Source organism: Cupriavidus sp. YR651 (assembly GCF_900101625.1).
In the GTDB taxonomy this organism is placed as follows: Bacteria; Pseudomonadota; Gammaproteobacteria; order Burkholderiales; family Burkholderiaceae; genus Cupriavidus.
Window position 1 is genome coordinate 343,328 of sequence record NZ_FMYZ01000006.1, and the last position, 21,366, is coordinate 364,693.

Below are 21,366 nucleotides of genomic sequence, written 5' to 3' on the forward strand. Positions count from 1 at the left end.
GCCGCACCCTTTTGCAACCTATCGCGCATCATTCCGTTACGAGCCAAGGATCGCATGACGACCGTGATTACCCAGAAGACTTCCCCCGCCCGCATGGCGCGCACGGCCATTACCGTGGCTGCGCTGGTGGTGTCGGCCACGCAACTTGCCGGCTGCTTCCCGGTGCTGGCCGGCGCCGTGGGCACCGGTGTGGTGATGGCCACCGACCGCCGCCCAACCGGCACCCAGACGATCGACCGCGGCCTGCAACTTGAGATCGACAACACGCTGAACGCCAGGTACAGCGGCCAGGCACGCGTGGATGCGGCGGTCTTCAACCGCAAGGTTCTCCTGGTCGGCGAGGCCAAGGATGCCAACGTCAAGCAGCAGGTGGACCAGTACGTGCGCGGGCTGTCGAATGCGCGCGAGGTGGTCAACGAGCTGGAAATCACCTCTTCCCCCGGCTTCATGACCAAGAGCAACGACGCGTACCTGACCAGCAAGGTCAAGACGCTGCTGGTCACCGCGGACGGCGTGCCAGCCAATTCGATCAAGGTCACGACCGACAAGAGCGTGGTCTACCTGATGGGCGTGGTGACCTCGGCCGAGGGTGACAAGGCGACCGAAGTGGCCCGCAACGCCAGCGGCGTGCAGAAGGTGGTCAAGGTCTTCGACTACGTGAGCGACGCCGAGCGGGCACGGCTGGATGCCGCCTCCAGTTCGACGAACGGCAATACGGGTTCGGAAGCGGTGGGCACGCCGGCGCCGGTGCAGTCGGTGCCGGGTACGGCGCCCAACGCGCCGGTGACGTCCGGTGCGCCGGCCACTACCGCCACCAACGGCACCACGACGAGCCCCGTGGCCGCGCCCGTCTCGTCGCCGGTGGCGCTGCCGCCGGGCCGTAGCCTGCCCTGACCGGCAAGATCGCCATGACCGACATGTTGCGGCGCACCATTCGACGATTGCCGATGAGCCTTGTGGCGGCGGCAGGCGCCGCGCCGATGCTGGCGCTGGCCCAGCCCGCCGCATCGGGGCCCGTGAGCGACCAGCGCACGACCGTCGAAACGCAGGCGGCGCGCATGCAGCAGGCGCGCAACCAGGCGGCCGCGTGTGCGGTCTGCCACGGCCCCGACGGGCGCGCGCCGGCCGATAGCGCCGTGCCGGGGCTGGCCGGGCGACCACAGGTGGAGCTGGTCGAGTCGATGCTGAACTACAAGTCCGGCAAGCGGCCGGGCACCGTGATGCCTCAGATCGCAAAGGGATACAGCGACGCCGAAATCATTGCCATCGCGTCCTGGTTCGCCGATCAGAAGTAAGTGACGGGGTCTTCCTCCCCGGAACAACAATAACGACAAAAATCCATGCGCAGACGAGCCGTACTCGGCGCGCTGACCGGCCTGGCCGGTGCCGCCACCCTGGGAATGCTGACCCCACGTCAGGCCCGCGCGGCGGCGCCGGCCAAGGTGGTCGTGGTCGGTGGCGGTTACGGCGGCGCCACAACGGCGCGATATCTGCGCACCTGGAGCCGCGGGGCGGTGGACGTGACGCTGGTCGAACCCGACGCCGCGTTGGTTTCCTGCCCGCTGTCCAACCTCGTCGTCGCCGGCAACCGGCAGATGGCCGACATCACGGTGCCGTACGACACGCTGGTCCGCCGCCATGGCGTGACCCATGTGCGTGACCTGGCTACCGCCATCGACCTTGCCGCGCGCACGGTCCGGCTGGCTGGCGGCGGTACGCTGCCTTATGACCGGCTGGTGCTGTCGCCCGGCGTGGAGATGCAATCGAGCGCCATCCCGGGCCTCGCCCGACCTGGCGGCGACCAGATTCTCCACGCGTGGAAGGCGGGCCCGCAAACCGAGGCCCTGCGCCGGCAACTGGCGGCGATGCGCGATGGCGGCACCTTCGCCATCACCATCCCGCTGGCCCCGTACCGTTGCCCGCCCGGCCCCTACGAGCGCGCCTGCCTCGTCGCGGACTACCTGAAGCAGCACAAGCCTCGCAGCAAGGTCCTGATCTTCGACGCCAATCCGGACATCACCTCCAAGGGGGCCCTGTTCCGGCAGGTCTGGGAGACCCGCTACAAGGGGATGATCGAATACCGGCCCCAGCACGAGACCGTGGACGTGGACCCGGCCACGCGCACGATCAAGTTCGACGTCCAGGACGATGAACGCGCCGACGTCGTAAACCTGCTGCCGCCCCAGCGCGCCGGCGCCATCGCGGTGTCCGCCGGACTGGCGACGGCCAACGGGCGCTGGTGCGAGGTGGATTTCCGGACCATGGCCTCCCGCGTGGCGCCGGAGATCCACGTGCTGGGCGACGCCATCCAGATCGCGCCGCTGATGCCCAAGTCCGGCACCATGGCCAACCAGCACGGCAAGGTGGCGGCCGCCGCCATCCTGCAATTGCTGGCCGGGCAGGCGCCGGACCCCGCCCCGCTCTACACCAACACCTGCTACAGCTTCACGTCGGCCAGCGAGGCGATCCACATCGCCAGCGTCCACCGCTACGACGCTGCCCAGCAGACCATGATCACCGTGCCGGGTTCGGGCGGGTTATCCACAGGCCCGAGCGCGCTGGAGGGCACCTATGGGATCGCCTGGGCCCGCAGCATCTGGGCCGACATGCTCGGCTGACCGCCCGGCCCGGGGTTCCCCGGGGCGACCACGAGCCCCCACAAAACCGCAAGATCGTGCAATGCCGGGGCGGGCCACGCTGCTACGCTTGGCCTGCTGGTCATCCCGCCCCCCAATGGGATGCGGCGCCTTCCATCGATCATGCAAGCCAAAGACCGTCTTCTTGCCCTCGCCATCATCGTGGTCTGGGGTGTCAATTTCGTCGTCATCAAGGTCGGCCTCGCCGGCATGCCGCCCATGCTGCTGGGCACGCTGCGCTTTTGCCTCGTGGCATTCCCGGCCATCTTCTTCATTCCGCGCCCGCGCATTCCCTGGCGGATGCTGCTGGCCTACGGGGCGACCATCAGCCTGGGCCAGTTCGTGTTCCTGTTCTATGCGATGGCCGTTGGCATGCCGGCCGGGCTGGCGTCACTGGTGCTCCAGTCTCAGGTGTTCTTCACCCTGGCCATCGCCGCGTTGTGGCTGGGCGAGCCGATTCGCTGGCACAACATCGCCGGCATGGCCATCGCGGCAGGCGGACTGGCGCTGATCGGCACGGGCGCCGCGCACGGCCCCGGTGGCATGACCGCCGCCGGCTTCGCGCTGACGCTCTGCGCGGCACTCTGCTGGGCATCGGGCAATATCGTCAGCAAGAAAATCGGCCCCGTGGACTTGCTGGGGCTGGTGGTCTGGGGCGCGCTGATCCCGATCATTCCGTTTGCGCTGCTGTCGCTCTGGTTCGAGGGGCCCGCGCGCATCGGCACGGCCCTGACCCACGTCTCCGGGACGGGCATCTTCGCGGTGTGCTACCTGGCCTTCGCCGCCACGCTGTTCGGCTACACGATGTGGGGCCGGCTGCTGACCCGCTATGCGGCCAGCAAGGTGGCGCCGCTGACGCTGCTGGTGCCGGTGGTGGGCCTTGTGTCGTCCCACATGCTCCTGGGCGAGGACCTGGCGCTGGCGCAATGGGGCGGGGCCGCGGTGGTGATGGCGGGGCTTCTGCTCAATGTCTTCGGTGGCCGCCTGTGGGCGAGCCGGGCGCTGGCCCGGCGCTGATCAGCCGAATCGAGCGAATCGAGCAAATCGACGAGGGTTAACCCGGAGTTTGACCGCGATTTCCCTCGCTTTTGTGAATATCGATATCACAGGCGCATCCGTAACGTTGCCCATTCTTGAGGCAAAATAACGGACTGGCCGCATTTGCCCCTCGAGAGGCCCGCCCCAACGGCGGCCAGCGCGCGCCGCGCCGCGGGGGATCCCCGAGCGAGGCCTTTGCTGTCCCCACGGCTCAATCAGTTTGGAGCACAACAACATGAAGCAGTTTGTCATCGCCGCCGCCCTGCTGGCGGCCGCCGCATCCGCACACGCGGTGGACGCCGCCAAGGCGCAGGACATCGCCAACAAGAACGCCTGCATGGGCTGCCACCAGGTCGACAAGAAACTGGTCGGCCCCGCCTACAAGGACGTCGCCGCCAAGTACAAGGGCGACAAGGGCGCGCTGGCCAAGCTGAGCGCCAAGGTCAAGAGCGGTGGTTCGGGCGTGTGGGGTCCGGTGCCGATGCCTGCCAACGCCGCAGTCAGCGACGCTGACATCAAGACGGTGGTGGAATGGATTCTGGCCGGCGCGCCGGCCAAGTAAGCCACACGGATATCGACAGGCCAGACGGGCCGTCCGGCATTGCCGGCGGCCCGTGCCGCTTCCGGTGCCGCCGGAAGCGGCAGGCAGGCTGCACAGATGAAAGAAGCAACGGCCGGCGACGCACCGGCCGCCGCACGCAGGCCAGGCGCCGGGTCCGGCGCGAAAATCTGGCTGGCGGAGCAGAAGGGGTCGACAGGGAACCGGGTACGCAAGTACGGGAAAACAGCAACATGAATACAAAACGACGAGAAGTATTGCGGGTCACCGCCGTCCTCTCGCTGATGGCGGCCACTGGCCTGATCAGCGAAGCCCAGGCCGCGGAATGGAACAAGACCGCCTTTGACGGCAAGAGCGTCACCGACGTGATCAAGGCCCTCGGCGGCAGCGGCACCGAGAAGAGCAGCGCGATCACCTTCACCGCGCCGGACATCGCCGAAAACGGCGCCGTGGTGCCGGTGGCCGTGACGAGCAACATCCCGGATACCGAGCAGATCGCGATCCTCGTGGAGAAGAACCCCAACACGCTGGCGGCGGATTTCACCATCCCGGCCGGCACGGAACCGTTCGTCTCCACGCGCGTGAAGATGGGCCAGACGTCGATCGTGTACGCGGCGGTCAAGGCCGGCGGCAAGTGGTACGTGGCATCGAAGGAAATCAAGGTCACGCTGGGTGGCTGCGGCGGCTGAGTCTCGCCCCGAACCCCGACTCACGGATTTCCCGATAACCTGCTGACAGGAGAAGCACATGGCAGACCCGATGCGCGTCCGCGCCACCGAAAACGGCGGCGTTGTCGACGTCAAGATTCTGATGAAGCACGACATGGAAACCGGCCAGCGCAAGGATTCGGCCGGCAAGACGATTCCGGCCTGGCATATCCAGACCGTGATTGCCACGTGCAAGGGCAAGGAAGTCTTCCATGCCCAGTTTGGCCCGGCCGTGTCCAAGGACCCGTTCCTCAACTTCAAGTTCAAGGGCGGCGCCAAGGGCGACAAGGTCACCGTGACCTGGGTCGACAACCGCGGCGACAAGCGTACCGACGAGGCCACCATCGCCTGATACGGCGAAGCGAGGAAGCATCATGCGGCGAGCATTCATTCGCGCCACGGCGGCACTGGCCGCCATCGGGCTGTCGGCCAAGGCTGCAGCGCAACAGGCGCCGGCATCGGCCGGCAAGGGCGGGCGCGTCAAGGTCGTGTACCAGTTGTCCGACGGGATCGACCAGGCCGTACGCGCCATGGGCAACCTGCGCAATCACCTGAACGGCGCGCCGGACACCAGGATCGTGGTGGTGGCGTTCGGTTACGGCGTGGATTTCCTCGTCGAAGGTGCCAAGGATTCGCGCGGCAATGCGTTCGAGGCGGCCGTGGGAGCGCTGGCATCGGCCGGCGTCGACTTCCGCGTCTGCCGCAACACGCTGACCGCACGCAAGATTTCCGAGCAGAGCCTGCTGATGGACGCCAAGGTGGTGCCGGCCGGTGTGGTCGAGATCGCCCGCCTGCAGTTCGACGAAGGCTACGCCTATATCAAGCCCTGATCGGGGTCAGGCCCTGATCGCCTGATCTTCATCTGATCGTCGTTCCCCCGAAGTCCGGCCGCGAGCCCCTGGCCGGTCTCGAGTACAAAGCGATCCGCCGCGCCTGTGCGGCGAGATTGCGAGGAGAAGCCCCCATGCGCATCACCCGTCGTCGCCTGCGCGGCGCCACCGTGCCCGCCATCACGGCACTGGCTGTCGCCGCCGCCGCGGCAGTCAGCGTCTCGGTCTCCGCGCCGGCATTGGCGCAAGGCAGCACCGCCGAGGAAATCGCCAAGTACCGCCAGATGCTGGCCGAAGGCAATCCCGCCGAACTGTGGGAAGCCGCCGGCGAGGAACTGTGGAAGAAGCCGGCCGGCCCGAAGAACGTATCGCTCGAACAGTGCGACCTGGGCAAGGGCCCGGGCGTAACCAAGGGCGCGTACGCGGAACTGCCGCGCTACTTCAAGGACGCCAACAAGGTGATGGACCTGGAGCAGCGGCTGGCCTGGTGCCGGGTGACGCTGCAGGGGCTGACGCAGGAAGAGGCGACGAAGAACCCGTTTTCGTCCTCCGGCAAGCCGTCGGACATCGAGCGCCTGGTGTCGTACCTGACGGGCGAATCGCGTGGCGTGAAAATGAACGTCCAGTTGACGCATCCCGAGGAAAAGCGGGTCTACGCGCTGGGCCAGAAGATGTTCTTCTACCGTGGCGGCGCGTATGACTTTGCCTGCGCGACCTGCCATGCCGTGGATGGCCAGCGCATCCGCCTGCAGGACCTGCCGAACCTGCTGACCGAAAAGGGCGCGCAAGCGGCCTACACCACCTGGCCCGCGTACCGCGTGTCGCAGGGTGAGGTTCGCTCGATGCAGCACCGCCTCTATGACTGCCTGCGCCAGCAGCGCTTTCCCGAACCGGCCTATGGCTCCGACGTGATTACCGCCCTGGCGATGTTCCTGGCGAAGAACGCGAACGGCGGCACGTACGACGGCCCCAACATGAAGCGCTGAGGCACGGGAGAGCACAACATGAATCGACTCCATACGATGGCGCTGGTCGCGGCCATGACGCTCGCCGGCATCGGCACGCAGGCCCTGGCGCAGGATGCCGCCAGGCCGGCACGCGCAACGAAGGCCGCCAAGGCTGCCACGCCCGCGGTCAGTGACGCCGACGTTCGCCAGATGATCGAAGGCTCCTTCACGTCCAAGGGGCCGGCGACGGTAGACGGCGTGGTGAACCAGGACGCCACGCAAAAGACTTGCAGCCAGTACCCCGACCGTACCCGCGTGCCGGCGCCGGTGGCGAAGAAGGTGGAAGCCGCCGAACTGCGTCAGGTGAAATACCCGGCCGACAACAACTGGATCGGCGACTGGAAGGAAGGCGAGAAGATCGCGCAGAACGGCCGTGGCATGCAGTTCACCGACCAGGTGGGCGGCGTCAACGGCGGCAACTGCTACGCCTGCCACCAGATGACCAAGGCCGAGATCTCGTTCGGGAACATTGGCCCCTCGCTGTATCAATACGGCAAGCTGCGCGGCAACTCGGACCAGGTGGTCAAGTACACGTGGGGCAAGATCTGGGACTCCAACGCGTACGCCGCGTGTTCCAACATGCCGCGCTTTGGCCACAAGGGCATCCTGACCGAGGCCCAGATCCGCGACGTGATGGCGCTGCTGCTCGATCCGGCATCGCCGGTCAACCAGTAAGGGCAGGGCGATGCTGGCCCGGCGCATTGTTGCCTCACTGGCGCTGGCAGCCGGGCTGGTGGCGTCCGTGGGTGCCGCCGAGGTGGGCGAGGTAATCCGCCTGCCGGCGGTGCAATTGCTCGACGGCCGCACGATGCCCGCCTCGCAATGGGCCGGCAAGCCGCTGGTGATCGAGGTGTGGGCGTCGTGGTGCCCGTTCTGCGCGTTGCAGAACCCGCGCCTGCAATCGCTCTACGAGCGAACCCGTGGTACGCCGCTGCAGGTGCTCACGATCAGCATCGACAAGGACCCGCAGGTGGCCGCCGCGTACCTGAAACAGCGCGGCTACACCTTCCCGGCGACGATGGATACCCCGGCCTTGCGCCATGCGCTGGGCGCGCGCAAGGGCCTGCCCGAACTGTATGTGCTCGACGGCAACGGCCGCGTGGTGCAGAAGGAAGTGGGCGAAATGCTGGAAGACGACGTCGCCGCGCTGGCCCGATACGGCCAGCCTTGAGCCGTCGCCCGCAACGGATACCCGATACGGATACCCGACCATGAATCGACGCGAGTTCCTGCAAGTGCTGGCCGTGGCCAGCGCAAGCGGCATGGCCTTCCCCGGCGGCGAGGCCCAGGCCGCGCGCGCCGCACGGCAACTCTATGACGTGCCGCGCTTCGGCAACGTCCACCTGCTGCATTTCACCGACTGCCACGCCCAGCTGCGGCCCGTGCATTTCCGCGAACCGAGCGTCAACCTTGGCGTCGCGCAATGGGCCGGCAAGCCGCCACATCTGGTTGGCAACGCCTTTCTACGCCACTACGGCATCCAGCCCGGCACCGCCGCCGCGCACGCCTTTAGCTGTCTTGACTTCACCGAGGCGGCACGCCGCTATGGCAAGGTCGGCGGGTTTGCGCATCTGTCGACGCTGGTCCAGCGCATGAAGGCCAGTCGCCCGGGCGCGCTGCTGCTCGACGGTGGCGACACCTGGCAGGGTTCGGCCACGGCGCTGTGGACCAGGGGCCAGGACATGGTCGACGCCGCGCTGCAACTTGGCGTGGACGTGATGACGCCGCACTGGGAAATGACGCTCGGCGCGGATCGCGTGAAGGAAATCGTCAGCAAGGATTTCAAGGACCGCGTGTCCTTCCTGGCCCAGAACATCAAGACCAACGATTTTGGCGACCCCGTGTTTGATCCGTACGTGATCCGGGACATCAACGGCATTGCCGTGGCCATCATCGGGCAGGCGTTTCCCTACACGCCGATCGCCAACCCGCGCTACCTGGTGCCCGACTGGACGTTCGGCATCCAGGAGGAGAACCTCCAGCAGGTGATCGACGATGCGCGCGGCAAGGGCGCGCAGGTAGTGGTGCTGCTGTCGCACAACGGCATGGACGTGGACCTCAAGCTCGCGTCGCGCGTGCGCGGACTGGATGCCATCCTGGGTGGCCACACCCACGACGGCATGCCGGCGCCGGTGCCGGTGAAGAACGCCGGAGGCACCACGCTGGTCACCAATGCGGGATCGAACGGCAAGTTCCTGGGCGTGCTGGACTTCGACGTCCGCAACGGCAAGGTGAGCGACTTCCGCTACAAGCTGCTGCCGGTCTTTGCCGACTACCTGCCGGCCGATCCGGCCATGAACGCGCTGATCGCCAAGGTGCGCGCGCCCTATGAAGCCAGGCTGGGCGAGGTGCTGGCCGTCAACCGCGGCCTGCTGTATCGGCGCGGCAACTTCAACGGCACGTTCGACCAGTTGATCCTCGACGGGCTGATGGCGGTGCAGGACGCCGAGATCGCGTTCTCGCCGGGTTTCCGCTGGGGCACCACACTGATGCCGGGCGAGAACATCACGATGGAGGCGCTGATGGACCAGACCGCCATCACGTACCCGTACACCACGGTGACGGCGATGACCGGCGACACCATCAAGACGATCCTGGAGGACGTGGCGGACAACCTGTTCAACCCCGACCCGTACTACCAGCAGGGCGGGGACATGGTGCGCGTGGGCGGTTTGCAGTACACGATCGACCCCAACAAGGCCATTGGCCAGCGCATCACCGACATGCGCCTGCGCGGCAAGCTTCTCGATGCCGGCAAGACCTACAAGGTGGCCGGCTGGGCGCCGGTATCGGAGGAGGCCAGCAAGATTGGCGGCCCGCCGATCTGGGACGTGATGGCGCAGTGGCTGCGCCAGAGCAAGGAGGTCAGCGCCCGCCCACTCAACCTGCCGACCGTGCGCGGCATGGACGGCAATCCCGGCATGACGGCGGGTTGATGGCGACATGAGGGCGGTCCGGGGGCGCAGTGTGGTGTCGGGTGGACGCCATCGCACCCGGCCGGATTGAAAGCGGGCAAAATCTTCGGCTACAATCCTCCGCTACGGGCCGATAGCTCAGCTGGGAGAGCGCTGCGTTCGCAATGCAGAGGTCGGGAGTTCGATCCTCCTTCGGTCCACCAATCAAATCAAGGGCTTAGCGTCACGCTAGGCCCTTCGTCTTTTCGGAAGTCGATTTATTGTCCAAAATCTGTCCAACCCGCCTCCACGGGAGGGGGACTAACAAGAGGCAATAAATGGCATCGTTCCGCAAGCGTGGGGAGCTCCAGTGGCAGGCTCGAATCTCTCGCAAGGGGTATCCACCGCAGGTCAAGACCTTCAATACCAGAGCTGACGCGGAGACCTGGGCGCGACTGATCGAGTCAGAGATGGACCGGGGTGTGTTTGTTAGCCGGACAGAGGCAGAGACCACTTCGCTGTTCGAGGCCTTGAGCCGGTACGCGCGTGAAATACTTCCGGGAAAGAAGGGCGCTTCGCCAGAGTCGTCAGTGCTGCGCGTATGGCAGGCAACTGACCTTTCTAGTCGCTCTATGGCGGGAGTGCGTAGTGCCGACGTGGCGAAGCTCCGTGACGAATGGCTGAAGAACCGGAAGCCAGCAACCGTACTGCGCCGCCTAGCCGTGCTGTCACATGTGTTCAACATCGCCCGCAAGGAATGGGGCATGGAGAGCCTGTCGAACCCGGTCGAGTTGGTACGAAAGCCACAACCCAACAACGCGAGGACGCGGCGCATTATTTCATCCAGTGATTCTGTCGTTGATGTGACCTGTGAGGATGATGCAGGGACCGATCGTGGCGCACAGGATGGCGAACTTGAGCGAGTTTTAGCGGCCAGCGGTTCAACACTACTGCCACCCATCATTCGGCTGGCAGTCGAAACAGCAATGCGTCGGGGCGAAATTGTTGCCCTGCGCTGGGAGCATGTCGACCTTAAACGCCGCGTTGCACACCTACCGGCAACCAAGAACGGCAGCACACGCGACGTACCCTTGTCCTCGCAAGCTGTTGCAGTACTTCAAGCCCTGAAGGATGCCCTTGATGCAGGCCAAGAGGAATCCGAAGATGCAGAACAGATCTATGTGGGCAAGGTATTTGCGATTCGCAGCGATGCCGTTACCAGGGCCTTTGAACGGGCCGTGTCACGAGCCCGCAAGCAATACGTTGAGCAATGCAAGGCGGCCAAGCAGCAGCCCGACATCAGGTTTCTGACCAACTTACGATTCCATGACTTGCGGCACGAGGCTACATCCCGACTTGCCACGATCTTTCCGATGCATGAGCTGACGAAGATCACGGGTCACAAGGACCCACGCATGCTGATGCGGTACTACCACCCGCGAGCCGAAGAGTTGGCAAAGCGGTTGGCGTAGAAGTGGTGAAATGGATACACAGATGTGTATCCATATGCTATCGTGCCTGGATGTCACTCAAAGATTCTGGAATGCGCATCAGGGTGGAGAAAGAGCTGCGCGAAGCATTCGTGCAGGCTTGCCGTGCCCAAAACCGAGTCGCCGCTGATGTACTGCGAGATTTCATGCGCACATTCACGGAGAAGCAGCAACAAGGCCAGGCAGATCTGTTCGCTGGCGCCAAACGAAGAAGCACCTGAATATGCAGACAGAACAAGAGCTAGTTGCCCTTTGCCTTTCCCTTATCGAGGGACAAGGCGGCCTGTCTGCGGCCGAACGAAAGCTCGCGAAGTCGGCTCCAGCTTCGACATTAAAGGCTCGTGAGCTTGAGGCGATCCGCAGAGATATCTCACGTGGCGCCGATCCTCTCGGTGAAGCTTTCTCGTCGATTCGATCAGCGTCCGAGCGCCGCGCGGCAGGGGCCGTCTATACGCCGCCTCCAATTGTCCGTTCGATGATGAAGTGGCTTGGCACGCAAGGTGCGCCGGCCCGCATCGTTGATCCGGGAGCGGGCTCTGGTCGTTTCATCTTGGCAGCAGGCGAGGCCTTCCCGGAAGCGCAACTGGTAGCCGTCGAGATGGACCCGCTTGCCGCGCTGATGCTGCGTGCCAACCTGAGCGCACGCGGCTGGACAGATCGCGCCACGGTACTGGTGAAAGACTATCGGCAAGTTAAATTGCCCCGCTGTGCGGGCGTGACAGCCTTCATCGGCAATCCGCCGTACGTGCGACATCACGACATTACCGAGGACTGGAAAGCTTGGTACGCCTCGCGGTTTAGCCAGTTCGGTATCAAAGCAAGCGCCTTGGCCGGCCTGCATTTGCACTTCTTCCTGCAAACGCGACTGCTGGCGAAGCAGGGCGACGTGGGAGCATTCGTCACCTCGGCCGAATGGATGGATGTGAACTACGGTTCGGCGCTGCGCCGGCTGCTGCTCGAAGAGATGGGCGGAGTCGCCTTGCACGTCCTGGAGCCGACCGTCGAGGTCTTCCCCGGCACAGCGACGACAGCAGCAATCACGTGCTTCCGGGTTGGTGAAAGCGTCGAGCCGGTGCGCGTTCGCTCCGTCGATGAACTCGCGGAACTCAACGGTTTGACTAAAGGCATCGACATACCGCGCGAGCGGCTCCAGGCTGCGCCGCGCTGGTCGATCATCGTCCGACCATCCGAACAGCCGGCCATTGCCGGGGAAATCGAACTCGGTGAGCTGTTTCGCGTACATCGTGGACAGGTCACAGGGGCAAATGGAATCTGGATCGCTGGAGAGCACGCGAAGGGTCTACCCGATCGCGTCAAACTGCCCGCTGTCACCAAGGCCAAGGATTTGATTCAGGCCGGCGCACATCTGCACTCTGCCGAGGTTCTGCGTCGCGTGATCGACTTGCCGGCCGAACTGGACGCCTTCACTAAGGCTGAGCGGCAGCGCATTAGCGCCTTCCTTTCTTGGGCTAAGACTCAAGGGGCCGATCAGAGCTATATCGCGCAGCATCGCAAGGCTTGGTGGTCGGTGGGCCTCAAGGCACCCGCACCCATCCTGTGCACGTACATGGCACGCAGGCCACCTCAATTCACACTTAACGCCTGTGATGCGCGACATATTAATATCGCGCACGGCCTATATCCGCGCGAGCCACTCGCTGAAAATGCGCTGGCCTCGCTGGTAACTTGGCTCAACAAGAACATAAACAGGGGTGACGGTAGAACCTACGCCGGCGGCTTGACCAAGTTCGAGCCAAAGGAAATCGAACGCCTGCGCATCCCAAGCTTAGAAGCTCTTACTGCATGATTAGCTCGCCCGCACAATGGACAACCGACGAACTCACCGAAGATGCCGCAACCTCCGCGTCGCTATTTCGAGCGGAGCGCTTGTCCGTCTCTGACTCCTGGGAAACGCACTACAAACAGGCACGAGGCAAGTTCGAACTTCTCTTCAAGAAGCTGAGCAATCTCAACCCAAGATCGATTACAGACAACAAGCTCGCCGAAGCATATGGCTTGGGTCTGGGCGAGGCATTGCGCTATTTGGCTGGCCCACCGATTTCTGATGACGACTTACAAGTAATCGCTGATGTCGACTCGATTGCTCCTGGCGTTTTGAAGAAAGATCCCGAGGCCCTCCGCAAGGTCTTCCAAGTCATCGAGCGCGTGATTGACCCCCACCGCTTCCCGTGGATAGAAGCCGGTACGGCTCCTTCCGCCCAACAGCGTGAGGCTGCATTGCTCGCCTCATCGGTACTCCTAGCTGCGCAGCGCATAGCAACTGAGCGCCGCAACGAAGGCAAGCAAAATCAGGAAACCAAGGTAAAAAACTACCTTCGCGGCTTGGGCTTTACTGAGGTCCCGACCATGATGATCAACACGATCGTCAAGGGACCTCAGGCCATGCAGTTTTGCGCCGAATGTCAACTCGGCGAGCGCAAAGCGGATGTCGTTGTTAGACTTCATGACACCCGCCTCATGGCGATTGAGTGCAAGGTGTCAAATAGCTCCACCAACAGTGTGAAGCGGTTGAACAACGATGCCGCCGTGAAGGCGGAATACTGGATCACGCAGTTTGGCAGGGCGCAGGTCGTGCCGGCCGCCGTCGTTGCAGGAGTCTTCAAGGTTCTGAACCTAGAGCAAGCGCAGGACCGGGGACTTTCGCTGTTCTGGTCGCATGACTTGGACAAACTCGGTGCGTTCATCGAAGCAACCCGGTAATCGCGATGCTCCGCGCGACATTGGCCTGCATCGATCTAGTGCTTTTCGGTGCGCTGATCATGTCCGGGTTGGCCGTCGTAGTTTGCAGACCTTGGGGGATCGATCCAGCTGCGGCGGCAAGCTTGGCCGGCGCATTGTTCGGAGCTGCCGCGCTCCTGCTCGGCAACTGGATCAATAGAGTCAACGAGAAGTTCAAGGCCGAAAAGAAGCTTGCAGATCAAATTGACAAACTAAAGACCCTGATTGCCTCCGAGCTGGTCGATGTGGCCATCGGCCTGATGAGCGCTAAGCAACTAGTGGATGCGGCTATCGTCAGCCTTCAAGCCGGTGGGCCGGTGACTCAGACGCTGGATATAAGCCCATACAGACCGCGCCAGATGCTCTTCACCGACACAATGGGGGTGGAGCTTCTTTCTCTGGACGAGGCCACCATCGATGCGCTTGCGATTCTCCGCTCCAACTTAGCGCTGACTCGACAAAGCATGGAAGAGATCGCCGCCGATGCCAACTTCGGCCTACTGAAAGCAACATCATTGTCGAACGCCTTGGGACATGACATGAGGGTTCTGTCTGATGCGTTTACACATATCGCGCCTCACCGCAGATTGATCCTGGAAGATGCTGAGCCCGAGCTCGTAACCGAGATTCTTAGGCGTGCAGCACAGCCACCGGTCGATCCAGTTCAGCAGCCCGGCTAGGGCAACTCGGGAGCGACATCCCGATCCGGCATGCCAAAGAAAAACACACAAATGGAGGGATCATGAAACTTGCCGCAGTGACCCTAGAAAACTTCCGAGGATACGCTCAAAGGACTCGGATTGAGATCGACGACCTAACGGCGTTCATAGGAAAGAACGACGCTGGCAAGTCAACAATCTTGGAGGCACTTGAGATCTTCTTCAATGATGGCAAGCCAGAACGCGGTGACGCGTGTGTGTATGCCGCTGGAACGTCAATCCGCATCGGCTGCGCATTCACGAGCCTGCCTTCTGAATTGGTTCTCGATGCCTCCGCTCGCACTACGCTCGCTGCTGAGTACCTATTGAATGGGAAAGGCGAGTTAGAAATAATCAAAGAGTGGGACTGCTCGGGCAAGACGCCGAAGGAATCGGTTTTCGCAGTGGCGGAACACCCAACGAATGCAGATGCTTCCGACCTGCTTACGCTCAAGAATAGCGACCTGAAAACAAGAATCAAGAAACTGGGTATTGCCGAGTCGACTGTGAAACTCGCGGTCAACGGGAGCATGCGGCAAGCTATCCGTGAGTTCTGCCAGCCACTAACGCTCCAAAGCACGCAAATTCCTCTCGACAAGGAAGATGCAAAGAAGGTTTGGGATGCACTCAAGCCTCAACTTCCAATGTACGCGCTCTTCCGCTCGGACCGCCCGAGCCACGACGGTGATGACGAAGTTCAGAGCCCGCTCAAATTTGCCATCACCCAAGCGCTGAAGGAAATGGCAGATGATCTGAAGAAGATCGAGGACGCCGTGAGGCAGCGGGCGGAGAATGTTGCAAATCGCACGCTTGAAAAACTGAATGAAATGGACAGTCGGTTGGCGCGCGAACTCAAGCCATTCTTCAAGACCGACCCCAAATGGGATGTTTTCAAATTCGGCCTGGTAGGAGATAACGACATTCCCATCAACAAGCGCGGGAGCGGTGTTCGCCGCCTCATCCTGCTGAATTTCTTCCGTGCCGAAGCAGAGAGACGACGCACCGAGAAGGGGGCGCTGAGCGTCATCTACGCCATCGAAGAGCCAGAAACATCGCAGCATCCCGATAACCAACGGTTGCTTGTTCAGGCACTTAAAGAGCTCGCCGTAGATGAGAACACCCAAGTGTTGGTCACTTCCCATACACCGGGCCTGGCTGGACTCCTGCCAAGCGACAGCCTACGGTACGTTCGCAAGCAAGCTGACGGCACAGCGACTGTTTCACATTGCAACGCTGACGACTTGGCTGCTATCGCGAACGAGCTAGGCGTGCTGCCCGATCGCCGGGTACAGGTCCTAGTTTTTGTCGAAGGGACGAACGATATCGAGTTCCTGGAGCGCGTCAGCGCTTTGCTCAAGCCTGAGATTGCCGATGTCGTGGACTTCACCACGGACAACCGCGTGGCGCTAGTACCCCTCGGCGGCGGCTCCCTGAAGCAATGGGTGGCCAAGCACTATCTGAAGAACCTCAGTCTTCCGGAGGTGCACATTTACGATCGCGACGACGATACGCCACCCAAGTACCAGCCCGAATGCGATGCGGTCAATGCCCGTGGAGATGGATCGTGGGCGGTCATCACAGGGAAGCGCGAGCTGGAGAACTATTTGCATGCCGATGCAATCTCGGACGGCATGAACGGTATCGCAATTACCTTCACAGATGCGTGTGACGTGCCGCTGATCGTGGCGAAGGCCGTTCACGAATCGTCGGGCAGTCTGAAGCCATGGGAGAATGTTTTAGCCGATCCCAAGGAGCTATCGGATAAGATCAGTCGAGCGAAGAAGCGTCTAAATCGCGATGCGGCTGCAAAGATGACGCCCCTCAGGCTGGCACATAGCGACGCATTGGGAGAAGTTTCCAGCTGGCTGAGATCAATCCACGCCATGCTTGCTTAATAGCCCTGTGTGGCGGCCTGCTATCGCGCGATAGCAGGCTTGAAAGCGATCACTCCCAGGTCATCGACTGACGCGAGCAAGATAGCCGCGGCTCAAGTCGAACATACTCTGGTGCGCTAAGCCACTGACAGGAAGGGCTGAGACTCAGCCACCGAAGACACCGCTACGGAATCAGTGGAAACGGCCAGGGGTCCGTGCGCGGCGCTACCCGTTGAGCTTCAATCATGTCTGCATAGGCAGATTCTTGCCCAGCGGCGCTGGCGGGATATACAAGGGTCCCGCTATTTGCGACTTCGATCTTGTGGCAATCGATATCGTTCGTATCTTCCTCAAAGACTCGCCAGTACCAGCCCTGGCTGGCGTGAGGCACAACCTCTCCGCTGTAGGTTCGCATCGAAAATGGTCCTAGTGAACGAGTGGCAATAGTAAACGCGGGGTGCATGTCTTGCATCCCAGTGAGCTAGTTCTCGGCGGCAGCCCTTTCCGCACTCGACAATTGTGAATTCGCCGGGCTTTCTCCACGATCTAGCAACCGCCCCACATGTCACCGGCTATCTAACTTTGGGCACATGAACGCAGTCGTTTGTGCCACAAAAGCGGCACGAGTGCCTATCCTGCCCTAGTATTTTACCTCCCACATTCTCCAACTTCGTACAGTACAAAGCGCGTACAGAATCAGAACATAAGCAGTACGCTCGCAGAACTTATTCGGTACAAAAAACGTACAAAGAGCGTACATTTGCAGGTCAAAAAGTCAGTTCCAGTCTCAACTGCTCACTCTGAGGCAGTTCTACGGCAGTTCTACGGCAGTTCTACGGCATTTCCATTCGCATGGAATGCACCTTGCATGCAAACATGGGGCATTGCTGGGAGCAATCAGCAAGATCACACGCGCCTACCCACGTGACTCTCCCAGCCAAGATTTTCGCGGACGCGAAAATCTTGCATGGCGTTCGCCTCGACGAGTGATCGTTCGACATGCGCCTGATTCCTTGCTTGTGTTGCATACGCCCCATTCCCTCAGTATTATCCTCGCTAGGGCTTGGTCGACGCCCGCTGCCCATCCTTGGCGAACCCGGAGGGACGACCTTCTTCTCACCATTCCATGAGATTCCTTTCTCGCGGTAATCGGCAATGGGCACCGGCTTTCCGCATGCACAGAAGGAGTTTCTGAGATGCGCTACATCCCGACGTCCGCCGTTGCTGTTGAAAAGCTCAAGCAAGCGGCAAAAAAAGCCAAGCGTAAGTACAAGATTCCCCATAGCGACGCCCTCGATCGGGTTGCTCGCGGGGAGGGGTATGACCATTGGCATCATGTCACTCTTTGCGCTCGCGAAACAGAAAGGCTGGCGTCCCAGCCCAGCCTGGTAGGCGAATGCCAGCGCGCAGTAGATGCCGCAATTGCCGGGCGTTCGATTTCCATCGTCACAGGCCCGGAGATTCTGGCTGATGGGCCTCTGATCCTGTTCTCCACAGTCGATGGTGACGCTTGGCTGCTGGAGCCGAACGAACGGATCTGTACCTGCCTCGCTTGGCATGGAACCCCGAGGAAATTCGGGATTTCTGATGCCGGCCAGCAGCTCCTGATTCACTGGGGCGGCTCTTACGAACTTCATGGCAATTTCTTCTCCGTCAGCATGGACGATGATGAAATAGGTGCGCGCATGATTGGCGGTTACCCCTTGCCGGAGCTACGCAAGGCCATCGAAAAATCGCTCTCGTTTGATGCTGCACTGAACGACATTTTTGGCGGCCGTGGGGGCGTCGATCTCACTGACGAGGTGATTGCCGACCTTGTGCGGCAAGGATGGGCGGAGAAAGAACTTCTGGCGGCTCGTTCGGACGGTGCCATTTATTCGCCGGCTAGGAATTCACTGCTGTATCCGGCCTTCGGCAATGTTCCTTAACACCGCTTTCTGAGGGCGAGTCAACTTACAGCTTCGAGCTCAGGGGCGCAGAATCTTCGGTGGAGCAGTTCTCTCCTACCCATAATCTCTGCGCCCCTGACCTACTTGTTTTCAGGCGGAGTGTTCCGCCGGCGCGTACAAGCCATTGAGATGGGTTGGCGAATAGCCATCCGGTTTTCAGACAATAAAACCGCGTAGCATCGTGGTTTCTAATCAAAATACTCCTCCGATTCAGATTGATCGCGTGGTGGGCCTGCCATTTAGCTCGGCTGGCCCGCCTTGGCTGAAATCGAATAAATTGAGTAGAATAAATATCAAAATTCTAAATACCCAGTGATTAATGTGAATTGGATATGGTGAATTTGCTTGTCATGGCGCCATCGTTAATTTATGTGAATTTCCCGCTGCTCCTTGTCGGGCCTTGATTCGAGGCGATGAAGGTAGTGACCGCTCGACAAGCTATTTCATTTGACTTGGCGCTTGTCAATCTTTTTGATGGAGTCCCAATTATGGGCGGAGAATTACCTCGTCTGGAGATGGTTACGATTACCTTCGCCGCGGTTCTGATCGCGACGATGATTGTTGCGACCCTTACTCATCGGGCATTGCGGGTGGCTCGAACGATCGCTGAAGGCGGCGGCGTTGATAGCCTTCTGTCCTATCGCAGTGCCAGTTTCTTGTTCATTCACTTCTGCCTGCTTTTCTCTTGGTTCCTGTTCCTGCGTGCCTGCTATGACGCAGTCGAACATGCAGAACCGCTTGAACTGACGATTGGGATGGGCGTGTTTCTTGGCGGCCAAGCTGCGATGGCCTTCCGGGCGGCCGCTCCTACCAACACTGATGGTGGAGAGACTAGTGATCGATAAATTTTCGCGTCCGCGAAATTCCCTCCGACCTTCGCGCATATCGAACAAGCGAGCCAAGCAAGGAATCCTTCTTCTAGTCATCGTAGGTATGCAAGCGGTCTCACGGGCCTGCTTCGCGCAGGGCATCCCGGTCATCGACGCGGCGAGCCTGGCACAACAAGTCCAGCAGGTAGTTGCCTGGGCGAAGCAACTGCAACAGATGGAACAACAGGTATTGCAGATGAAGCAGCAGTACGACAGCCTGAACGGGATTCGTGGCATGGCGAGCCTGGTCAACAACCCCGCGCTACGCAACTATCTGCCATCTGAGTACCAAACCATGCTGAACGGCAGCGGCCTATCCGCTGGCATTTCGGGCTCGATTGCCGCCATTCGTGATGCGGCCAAGCTATTGGATGTCAGTGCTACGAGATTGCGTTCGACGAGCGACTCCGGAAAGGCGTTCATGAATGCACAAAACCAAAATGCTCTCAACCGAGCGATTGGGGAGGAGGGATATCGCCAAGCAAGCCAACGATTTGGCGCCATACAGCAGTTGCTGGACAAGGTAAACGCCGCTCCTGATCAGAAGGACATTCTTGATCTACAAGCCAGAATCCAAGCGGAGCAGGTGATGATTCAGAACGAACAGGTCAAGCTGCAGACGATGGCCTACCTCGCCCAAGCTCAGCGTGATATTCAGCAGCAACAAGCGCGTGAGATTGCGATGAAGGCCGCCCGGCCGGCACTCCCTGCAGGCTGGTGAAGAGCTTTACGGAACAAGACATGAGAAAGCTATTGATGTCCAACATGCTGATGCTTGGTTTGCTTACGGCGTGCAGCGACGATGTGCCGAAGATCGTGGACCCTCACAATCCCACTGTTAATGGGCGCACCATGAAATCGAGCGAGTTCTTCCAGACGTACTGTCGTGGGAAGTCAGGTTATGAGAATGCGACGTGTCAGCGGGTAAAAGCGGCTATGGCACAAGATGCTGCTAGACCAAACCTCCCGAAGGGCTGGTAACGATGGCGGCTGATTTTCACTTTTACGAACGAGCGTTCTCGGAGCTTAACAACGCTCTTGGCAGCTACGTCTCGACTGTGGCCACGAACGTCATTCAAGCGATTACCCCGACGGCCAGTACGTTGTTAATGATCTACGTAATGTTGTGGGGCTGGGCAATGATGCGAGGGATGATTCAAGAGCCGGTCCTCGACGGTACGACGCGGCTGATAAGGCTGTCCGTTATCTGTAGCATCGCTCTAAGCATTGGTAACTACAGTGGATACATTGCCGACTTCTTGTGGAATGCCCCTGATGAGCTTGCCGCTTACGTGGCATCCGGCTATTCGAACAGTGGCAGCAACATCCAGTTCCTCGACAGTCTCATGTCGAAGATGTACGACCTTGGTCACGCGTTTTGGGATTCCGCAAACGCGACTGGCGGCTTGATCCCAGACCTTGGCATGCTGACAACGGCAATCATGATCTGGTCTGCAGGCTTGGTCGCTACCGCCTATGGAGCTTTTCTCTTGGCACTTTCGAAAGCCGCCTTGGCAATCATCCTTGGAATCGGTCCAATTTTTGTGTTGTTGCTTATCTTTGAAGGTACGAAACGACTCTTTGAATCCTGGCTGAATCAGGCGTTGAACTATGTGTTCCTGGTGGTGCTGACGGCCGCCGCAATCAAGCTGATCTTGACCATACTGCAGAAGTACCTGCTTGAGGCAAGCGGATCTGGCTTGCTCGCTGACCCTTCGCCAAGTCAGGCACTTCCCGCAATTGGTTTCTGCATCATCGGTGCACTCGTGATGATGCAACTCCCGTCAATCGCTGCATCGCTGGGAGGCGGTACTGCGATCAGCACGCTCGGCGCTGCAGCATGGGTATACGGCAAGGCAAGAGGCGGGGCGGCGGGCCTGCGACCTTCAAATATCCAGCGCAGTCTCCACAAAGCCCGTGCAGACGCCCGAATTGTCGGGGGAGCAGCCCGAACCACGGCAGGTGCTCCCATGGCGGTCTACAGGAGGATCACGGGGAACCGTGCGAATCGTGTGGCGCAACGCTAGCACCTTGGGCGGGGGGCTAGAACTCCTTGCCTAATAAACCAGTCTAGGT

At 61.1% G+C, this 21,366-nt stretch carries 22 protein-coding genes and 1 tRNA gene; all 23 read left to right on the forward strand.

The window, feature by feature from the left end:
- Positions 1–54 precede the first annotated feature (54 nt).
- The 23 genes from BLR29_RS18820 (at position 55) to BLR29_RS18935 (ending at position 21,317) form a co-directional block, all read left to right on the forward strand.
- Positions 55–894: a BON domain-containing protein gene (locus tag BLR29_RS18820; RefSeq protein ID WP_092138541.1), complete on the forward strand. Its 840-nt coding sequence runs from the start codon at positions 55–57 to the stop codon at positions 892–894.
- 14 nt (positions 895–908) lie between these two features.
- A complete protein-coding gene (locus BLR29_RS18825; protein WP_092138542.1) occupies positions 909–1,295 on the forward strand; it encodes a c-type cytochrome in 387 nt (128 codons plus the stop codon).
- 45 nt (positions 1,296–1,340) lie between these two features.
- Positions 1,341–2,618, forward strand: a complete 1,278-nt coding sequence (locus BLR29_RS18830) for an NAD(P)/FAD-dependent oxidoreductase (protein ID WP_092138543.1) — start codon at positions 1,341–1,343, stop codon at positions 2,616–2,618.
- Between the two features lie 141 nt (positions 2,619–2,759).
- Entirely contained in the window at positions 2,760–3,653 is an 894-nt protein-coding gene (locus BLR29_RS18835; protein ID WP_092138634.1) for an EamA family transporter, read from the forward strand.
- Between the two features lie 256 nt (positions 3,654–3,909).
- Positions 3,910–4,236 carry a c-type cytochrome gene (locus tag BLR29_RS18840; RefSeq protein WP_092138544.1) on the forward strand — a complete coding sequence of 109 codons (327 nt, stop codon included), beginning with the start codon at positions 3,910–3,912 and terminating at the stop codon, positions 4,234–4,236.
- 230 nt (positions 4,237–4,466) lie between these two features.
- Positions 4,467–4,922 carry a thiosulfate oxidation carrier protein SoxY gene (gene soxY, locus BLR29_RS18845; protein WP_092138545.1) on the forward strand — a complete coding sequence of 152 codons (456 nt, stop codon included), beginning with the start codon at positions 4,467–4,469 and terminating at the stop codon, positions 4,920–4,922.
- A gap of 58 nt (positions 4,923–4,980) precedes the next feature.
- Positions 4,981–5,292, forward strand: a complete 312-nt coding sequence (gene soxZ, locus BLR29_RS18850; protein WP_092138546.1) for a thiosulfate oxidation carrier complex protein SoxZ — start codon at positions 4,981–4,983, stop codon at positions 5,290–5,292.
- Between the two features lie 22 nt (positions 5,293–5,314).
- On the forward strand, positions 5,315–5,770 hold the full coding sequence (locus tag BLR29_RS18855; protein WP_092138547.1) for a DsrE family protein: 456 nt from the start codon (positions 5,315–5,317) through the stop codon (positions 5,768–5,770).
- 134 nt (positions 5,771–5,904) lie between these two features.
- On the forward strand, positions 5,905–6,756 hold the full coding sequence (gene soxA / locus BLR29_RS18860) for a sulfur oxidation c-type cytochrome SoxA (RefSeq protein WP_092138548.1): 852 nt from the start codon (positions 5,905–5,907) through the stop codon (positions 6,754–6,756).
- Positions 6,757–6,774: 18 nt separating this feature from the next.
- The gene (gene soxX, locus BLR29_RS18865; RefSeq protein ID WP_092138549.1) at positions 6,775–7,452 is read left to right on the forward strand and encodes a sulfur oxidation c-type cytochrome SoxX; all 678 of its coding nucleotides are present in this window, start codon (positions 6,775–6,777) and stop codon (positions 7,450–7,452) included.
- 10 nt (positions 7,453–7,462) lie between these two features.
- A complete protein-coding gene (locus BLR29_RS18870; protein ID WP_092138550.1) occupies positions 7,463–7,948 on the forward strand; it encodes a TlpA family protein disulfide reductase in 486 nt (161 codons plus the stop codon).
- A 40-nt stretch (positions 7,949–7,988) separates the two neighbouring features.
- Positions 7,989–9,713 (forward strand): thiosulfohydrolase SoxB, encoded by a 1,725-nt coding sequence (gene soxB, locus BLR29_RS18875; RefSeq protein ID WP_092138551.1) that lies wholly within the window; start codon positions 7,989–7,991, stop codon positions 9,711–9,713.
- A gap of 106 nt (positions 9,714–9,819) precedes the next feature.
- A tRNA-Ala gene (locus tag BLR29_RS18880) sits at positions 9,820–9,895 on the forward strand.
- Between the two features lie 114 nt (positions 9,896–10,009).
- Positions 10,010–11,143, forward strand: coding sequence for a site-specific integrase (locus BLR29_RS18885; protein WP_092138552.1), 1,134 nt, complete (start codon positions 10,010–10,012; stop codon positions 11,141–11,143).
- A 50-nt stretch (positions 11,144–11,193) separates the two neighbouring features.
- Positions 11,194–11,382, forward strand: coding sequence for a plasmid-related protein (locus BLR29_RS18890; RefSeq protein WP_092138553.1), 189 nt, complete (start codon positions 11,194–11,196; stop codon positions 11,380–11,382).
- Positions 11,383–11,384: 2 nt separating this feature from the next.
- Positions 11,385–12,968: an Eco57I restriction-modification methylase domain-containing protein gene (locus tag BLR29_RS18895; RefSeq protein WP_255371311.1), complete on the forward strand. Its 1,584-nt coding sequence runs from the start codon at positions 11,385–11,387 to the stop codon at positions 12,966–12,968.
- Positions 12,965–13,882, forward strand: coding sequence for a XamI family restriction endonuclease (locus tag BLR29_RS18900; RefSeq protein WP_092138555.1), 918 nt, complete (start codon positions 12,965–12,967; stop codon positions 13,880–13,882). The genes BLR29_RS18895 and BLR29_RS18900 overlap by 4 nt, the downstream gene beginning before the upstream one ends.
- Before the next feature lie 5 nt (positions 13,883–13,887).
- On the forward strand, positions 13,888–14,580 hold the full coding sequence (locus BLR29_RS18905; protein WP_092138556.1) for a hypothetical protein: 693 nt from the start codon (positions 13,888–13,890) through the stop codon (positions 14,578–14,580).
- A gap of 62 nt (positions 14,581–14,642) precedes the next feature.
- Complete coding sequence (locus tag BLR29_RS18910; RefSeq protein WP_092138557.1) at positions 14,643–16,493, forward strand: ATP-binding protein; 1,851 nt, start codon at positions 14,643–14,645, stop codon at positions 16,491–16,493.
- Positions 16,494–17,668: 1,175 nt separating this feature from the next.
- Positions 17,669–18,400, forward strand: a complete 732-nt coding sequence (locus BLR29_RS18915) for a hypothetical protein (RefSeq protein ID WP_092138558.1) — start codon at positions 17,669–17,671, stop codon at positions 18,398–18,400.
- A 434-nt stretch (positions 18,401–18,834) separates the two neighbouring features.
- Positions 18,835–19,266, forward strand: coding sequence for a hypothetical protein (locus BLR29_RS18920; RefSeq protein ID WP_143018477.1), 432 nt, complete (start codon positions 18,835–18,837; stop codon positions 19,264–19,266).
- Positions 19,256–20,011: a P-type DNA transfer protein VirB5 gene (gene virB5, locus BLR29_RS18925; RefSeq protein WP_176860993.1), complete on the forward strand. Its 756-nt coding sequence runs from the start codon at positions 19,256–19,258 to the stop codon at positions 20,009–20,011. Before BLR29_RS18920 ends, virB5 begins: the two co-directional genes overlap by 11 nt.
- 262 nt (positions 20,012–20,273) lie before the next feature.
- Positions 20,274–21,317 (forward strand): TrbL/VirB6 family protein, encoded by a 1,044-nt coding sequence (locus tag BLR29_RS18935; RefSeq protein ID WP_092138562.1) that lies wholly within the window; start codon positions 20,274–20,276, stop codon positions 21,315–21,317.
- Positions 21,318–21,366: the final 49 nt, after the last annotated feature.

Excerpts from the sequence above, each read along its gene's own strand:
- BLR29_RS18820 (WP_092138541.1), top strand. The coding sequence starts at position 55 with ATGACGACCGTGATTACCCAGAAGACTTCCCCCGCCCGCATGGCGCGC.
- BLR29_RS18825 (WP_092138542.1), top strand. The coding sequence starts at position 909 with ATGACCGACATGTTGCGGCGCACCATTCGACGATTGCCGATGAGCCTT.
- BLR29_RS18830 (WP_092138543.1), top strand. The coding sequence starts at position 1,341 with ATGCGCAGACGAGCCGTACTCGGCGCGCTGACCGGCCTGGCCGGTGCC.
- BLR29_RS18835 (WP_092138634.1), top strand. The coding sequence starts at position 2,760 with ATGCAAGCCAAAGACCGTCTTCTTGCCCTCGCCATCATCGTGGTCTGG.
- BLR29_RS18840 (WP_092138544.1), top strand. The coding sequence starts at position 3,910 with ATGAAGCAGTTTGTCATCGCCGCCGCCCTGCTGGCGGCCGCCGCATCC.
- soxY (WP_092138545.1), top strand. The coding sequence starts at position 4,467 with ATGAATACAAAACGACGAGAAGTATTGCGGGTCACCGCCGTCCTCTCG.
- soxZ (WP_092138546.1), top strand. The coding sequence starts at position 4,981 with ATGGCAGACCCGATGCGCGTCCGCGCCACCGAAAACGGCGGCGTTGTC.
- BLR29_RS18855 (WP_092138547.1), top strand. The coding sequence starts at position 5,315 with ATGCGGCGAGCATTCATTCGCGCCACGGCGGCACTGGCCGCCATCGGG.
- soxA (WP_092138548.1), top strand. The coding sequence starts at position 5,905 with ATGCGCATCACCCGTCGTCGCCTGCGCGGCGCCACCGTGCCCGCCATC.
- soxX (WP_092138549.1), top strand. The coding sequence starts at position 6,775 with ATGAATCGACTCCATACGATGGCGCTGGTCGCGGCCATGACGCTCGCC.
- BLR29_RS18870 (WP_092138550.1), top strand. The coding sequence starts at position 7,463 with ATGCTGGCCCGGCGCATTGTTGCCTCACTGGCGCTGGCAGCCGGGCTG.
- soxB (WP_092138551.1), top strand. The coding sequence starts at position 7,989 with ATGAATCGACGCGAGTTCCTGCAAGTGCTGGCCGTGGCCAGCGCAAGC.
- BLR29_RS18885 (WP_092138552.1), top strand. The coding sequence starts at position 10,010 with ATGGCATCGTTCCGCAAGCGTGGGGAGCTCCAGTGGCAGGCTCGAATC.
- BLR29_RS18890 (WP_092138553.1), top strand. The coding sequence starts at position 11,194 with ATGTCACTCAAAGATTCTGGAATGCGCATCAGGGTGGAGAAAGAGCTG.
- BLR29_RS18895 (WP_255371311.1), top strand. The coding sequence starts at position 11,385 with ATGCAGACAGAACAAGAGCTAGTTGCCCTTTGCCTTTCCCTTATCGAG.
- BLR29_RS18900 (WP_092138555.1), top strand. The coding sequence starts at position 12,965 with ATGATTAGCTCGCCCGCACAATGGACAACCGACGAACTCACCGAAGAT.
- BLR29_RS18905 (WP_092138556.1), top strand. The coding sequence starts at position 13,888 with ATGCTCCGCGCGACATTGGCCTGCATCGATCTAGTGCTTTTCGGTGCG.
- BLR29_RS18910 (WP_092138557.1), top strand. The coding sequence starts at position 14,643 with ATGAAACTTGCCGCAGTGACCCTAGAAAACTTCCGAGGATACGCTCAA.
- BLR29_RS18915 (WP_092138558.1), top strand. The coding sequence starts at position 17,669 with ATGCGCTACATCCCGACGTCCGCCGTTGCTGTTGAAAAGCTCAAGCAA.
- BLR29_RS18920 (WP_143018477.1), top strand. The coding sequence starts at position 18,835 with ATGAAGGTAGTGACCGCTCGACAAGCTATTTCATTTGACTTGGCGCTT.
- BLR29_RS18935 (WP_092138562.1), top strand. The coding sequence starts at position 20,274 with ATGGCGGCTGATTTTCACTTTTACGAACGAGCGTTCTCGGAGCTTAAC.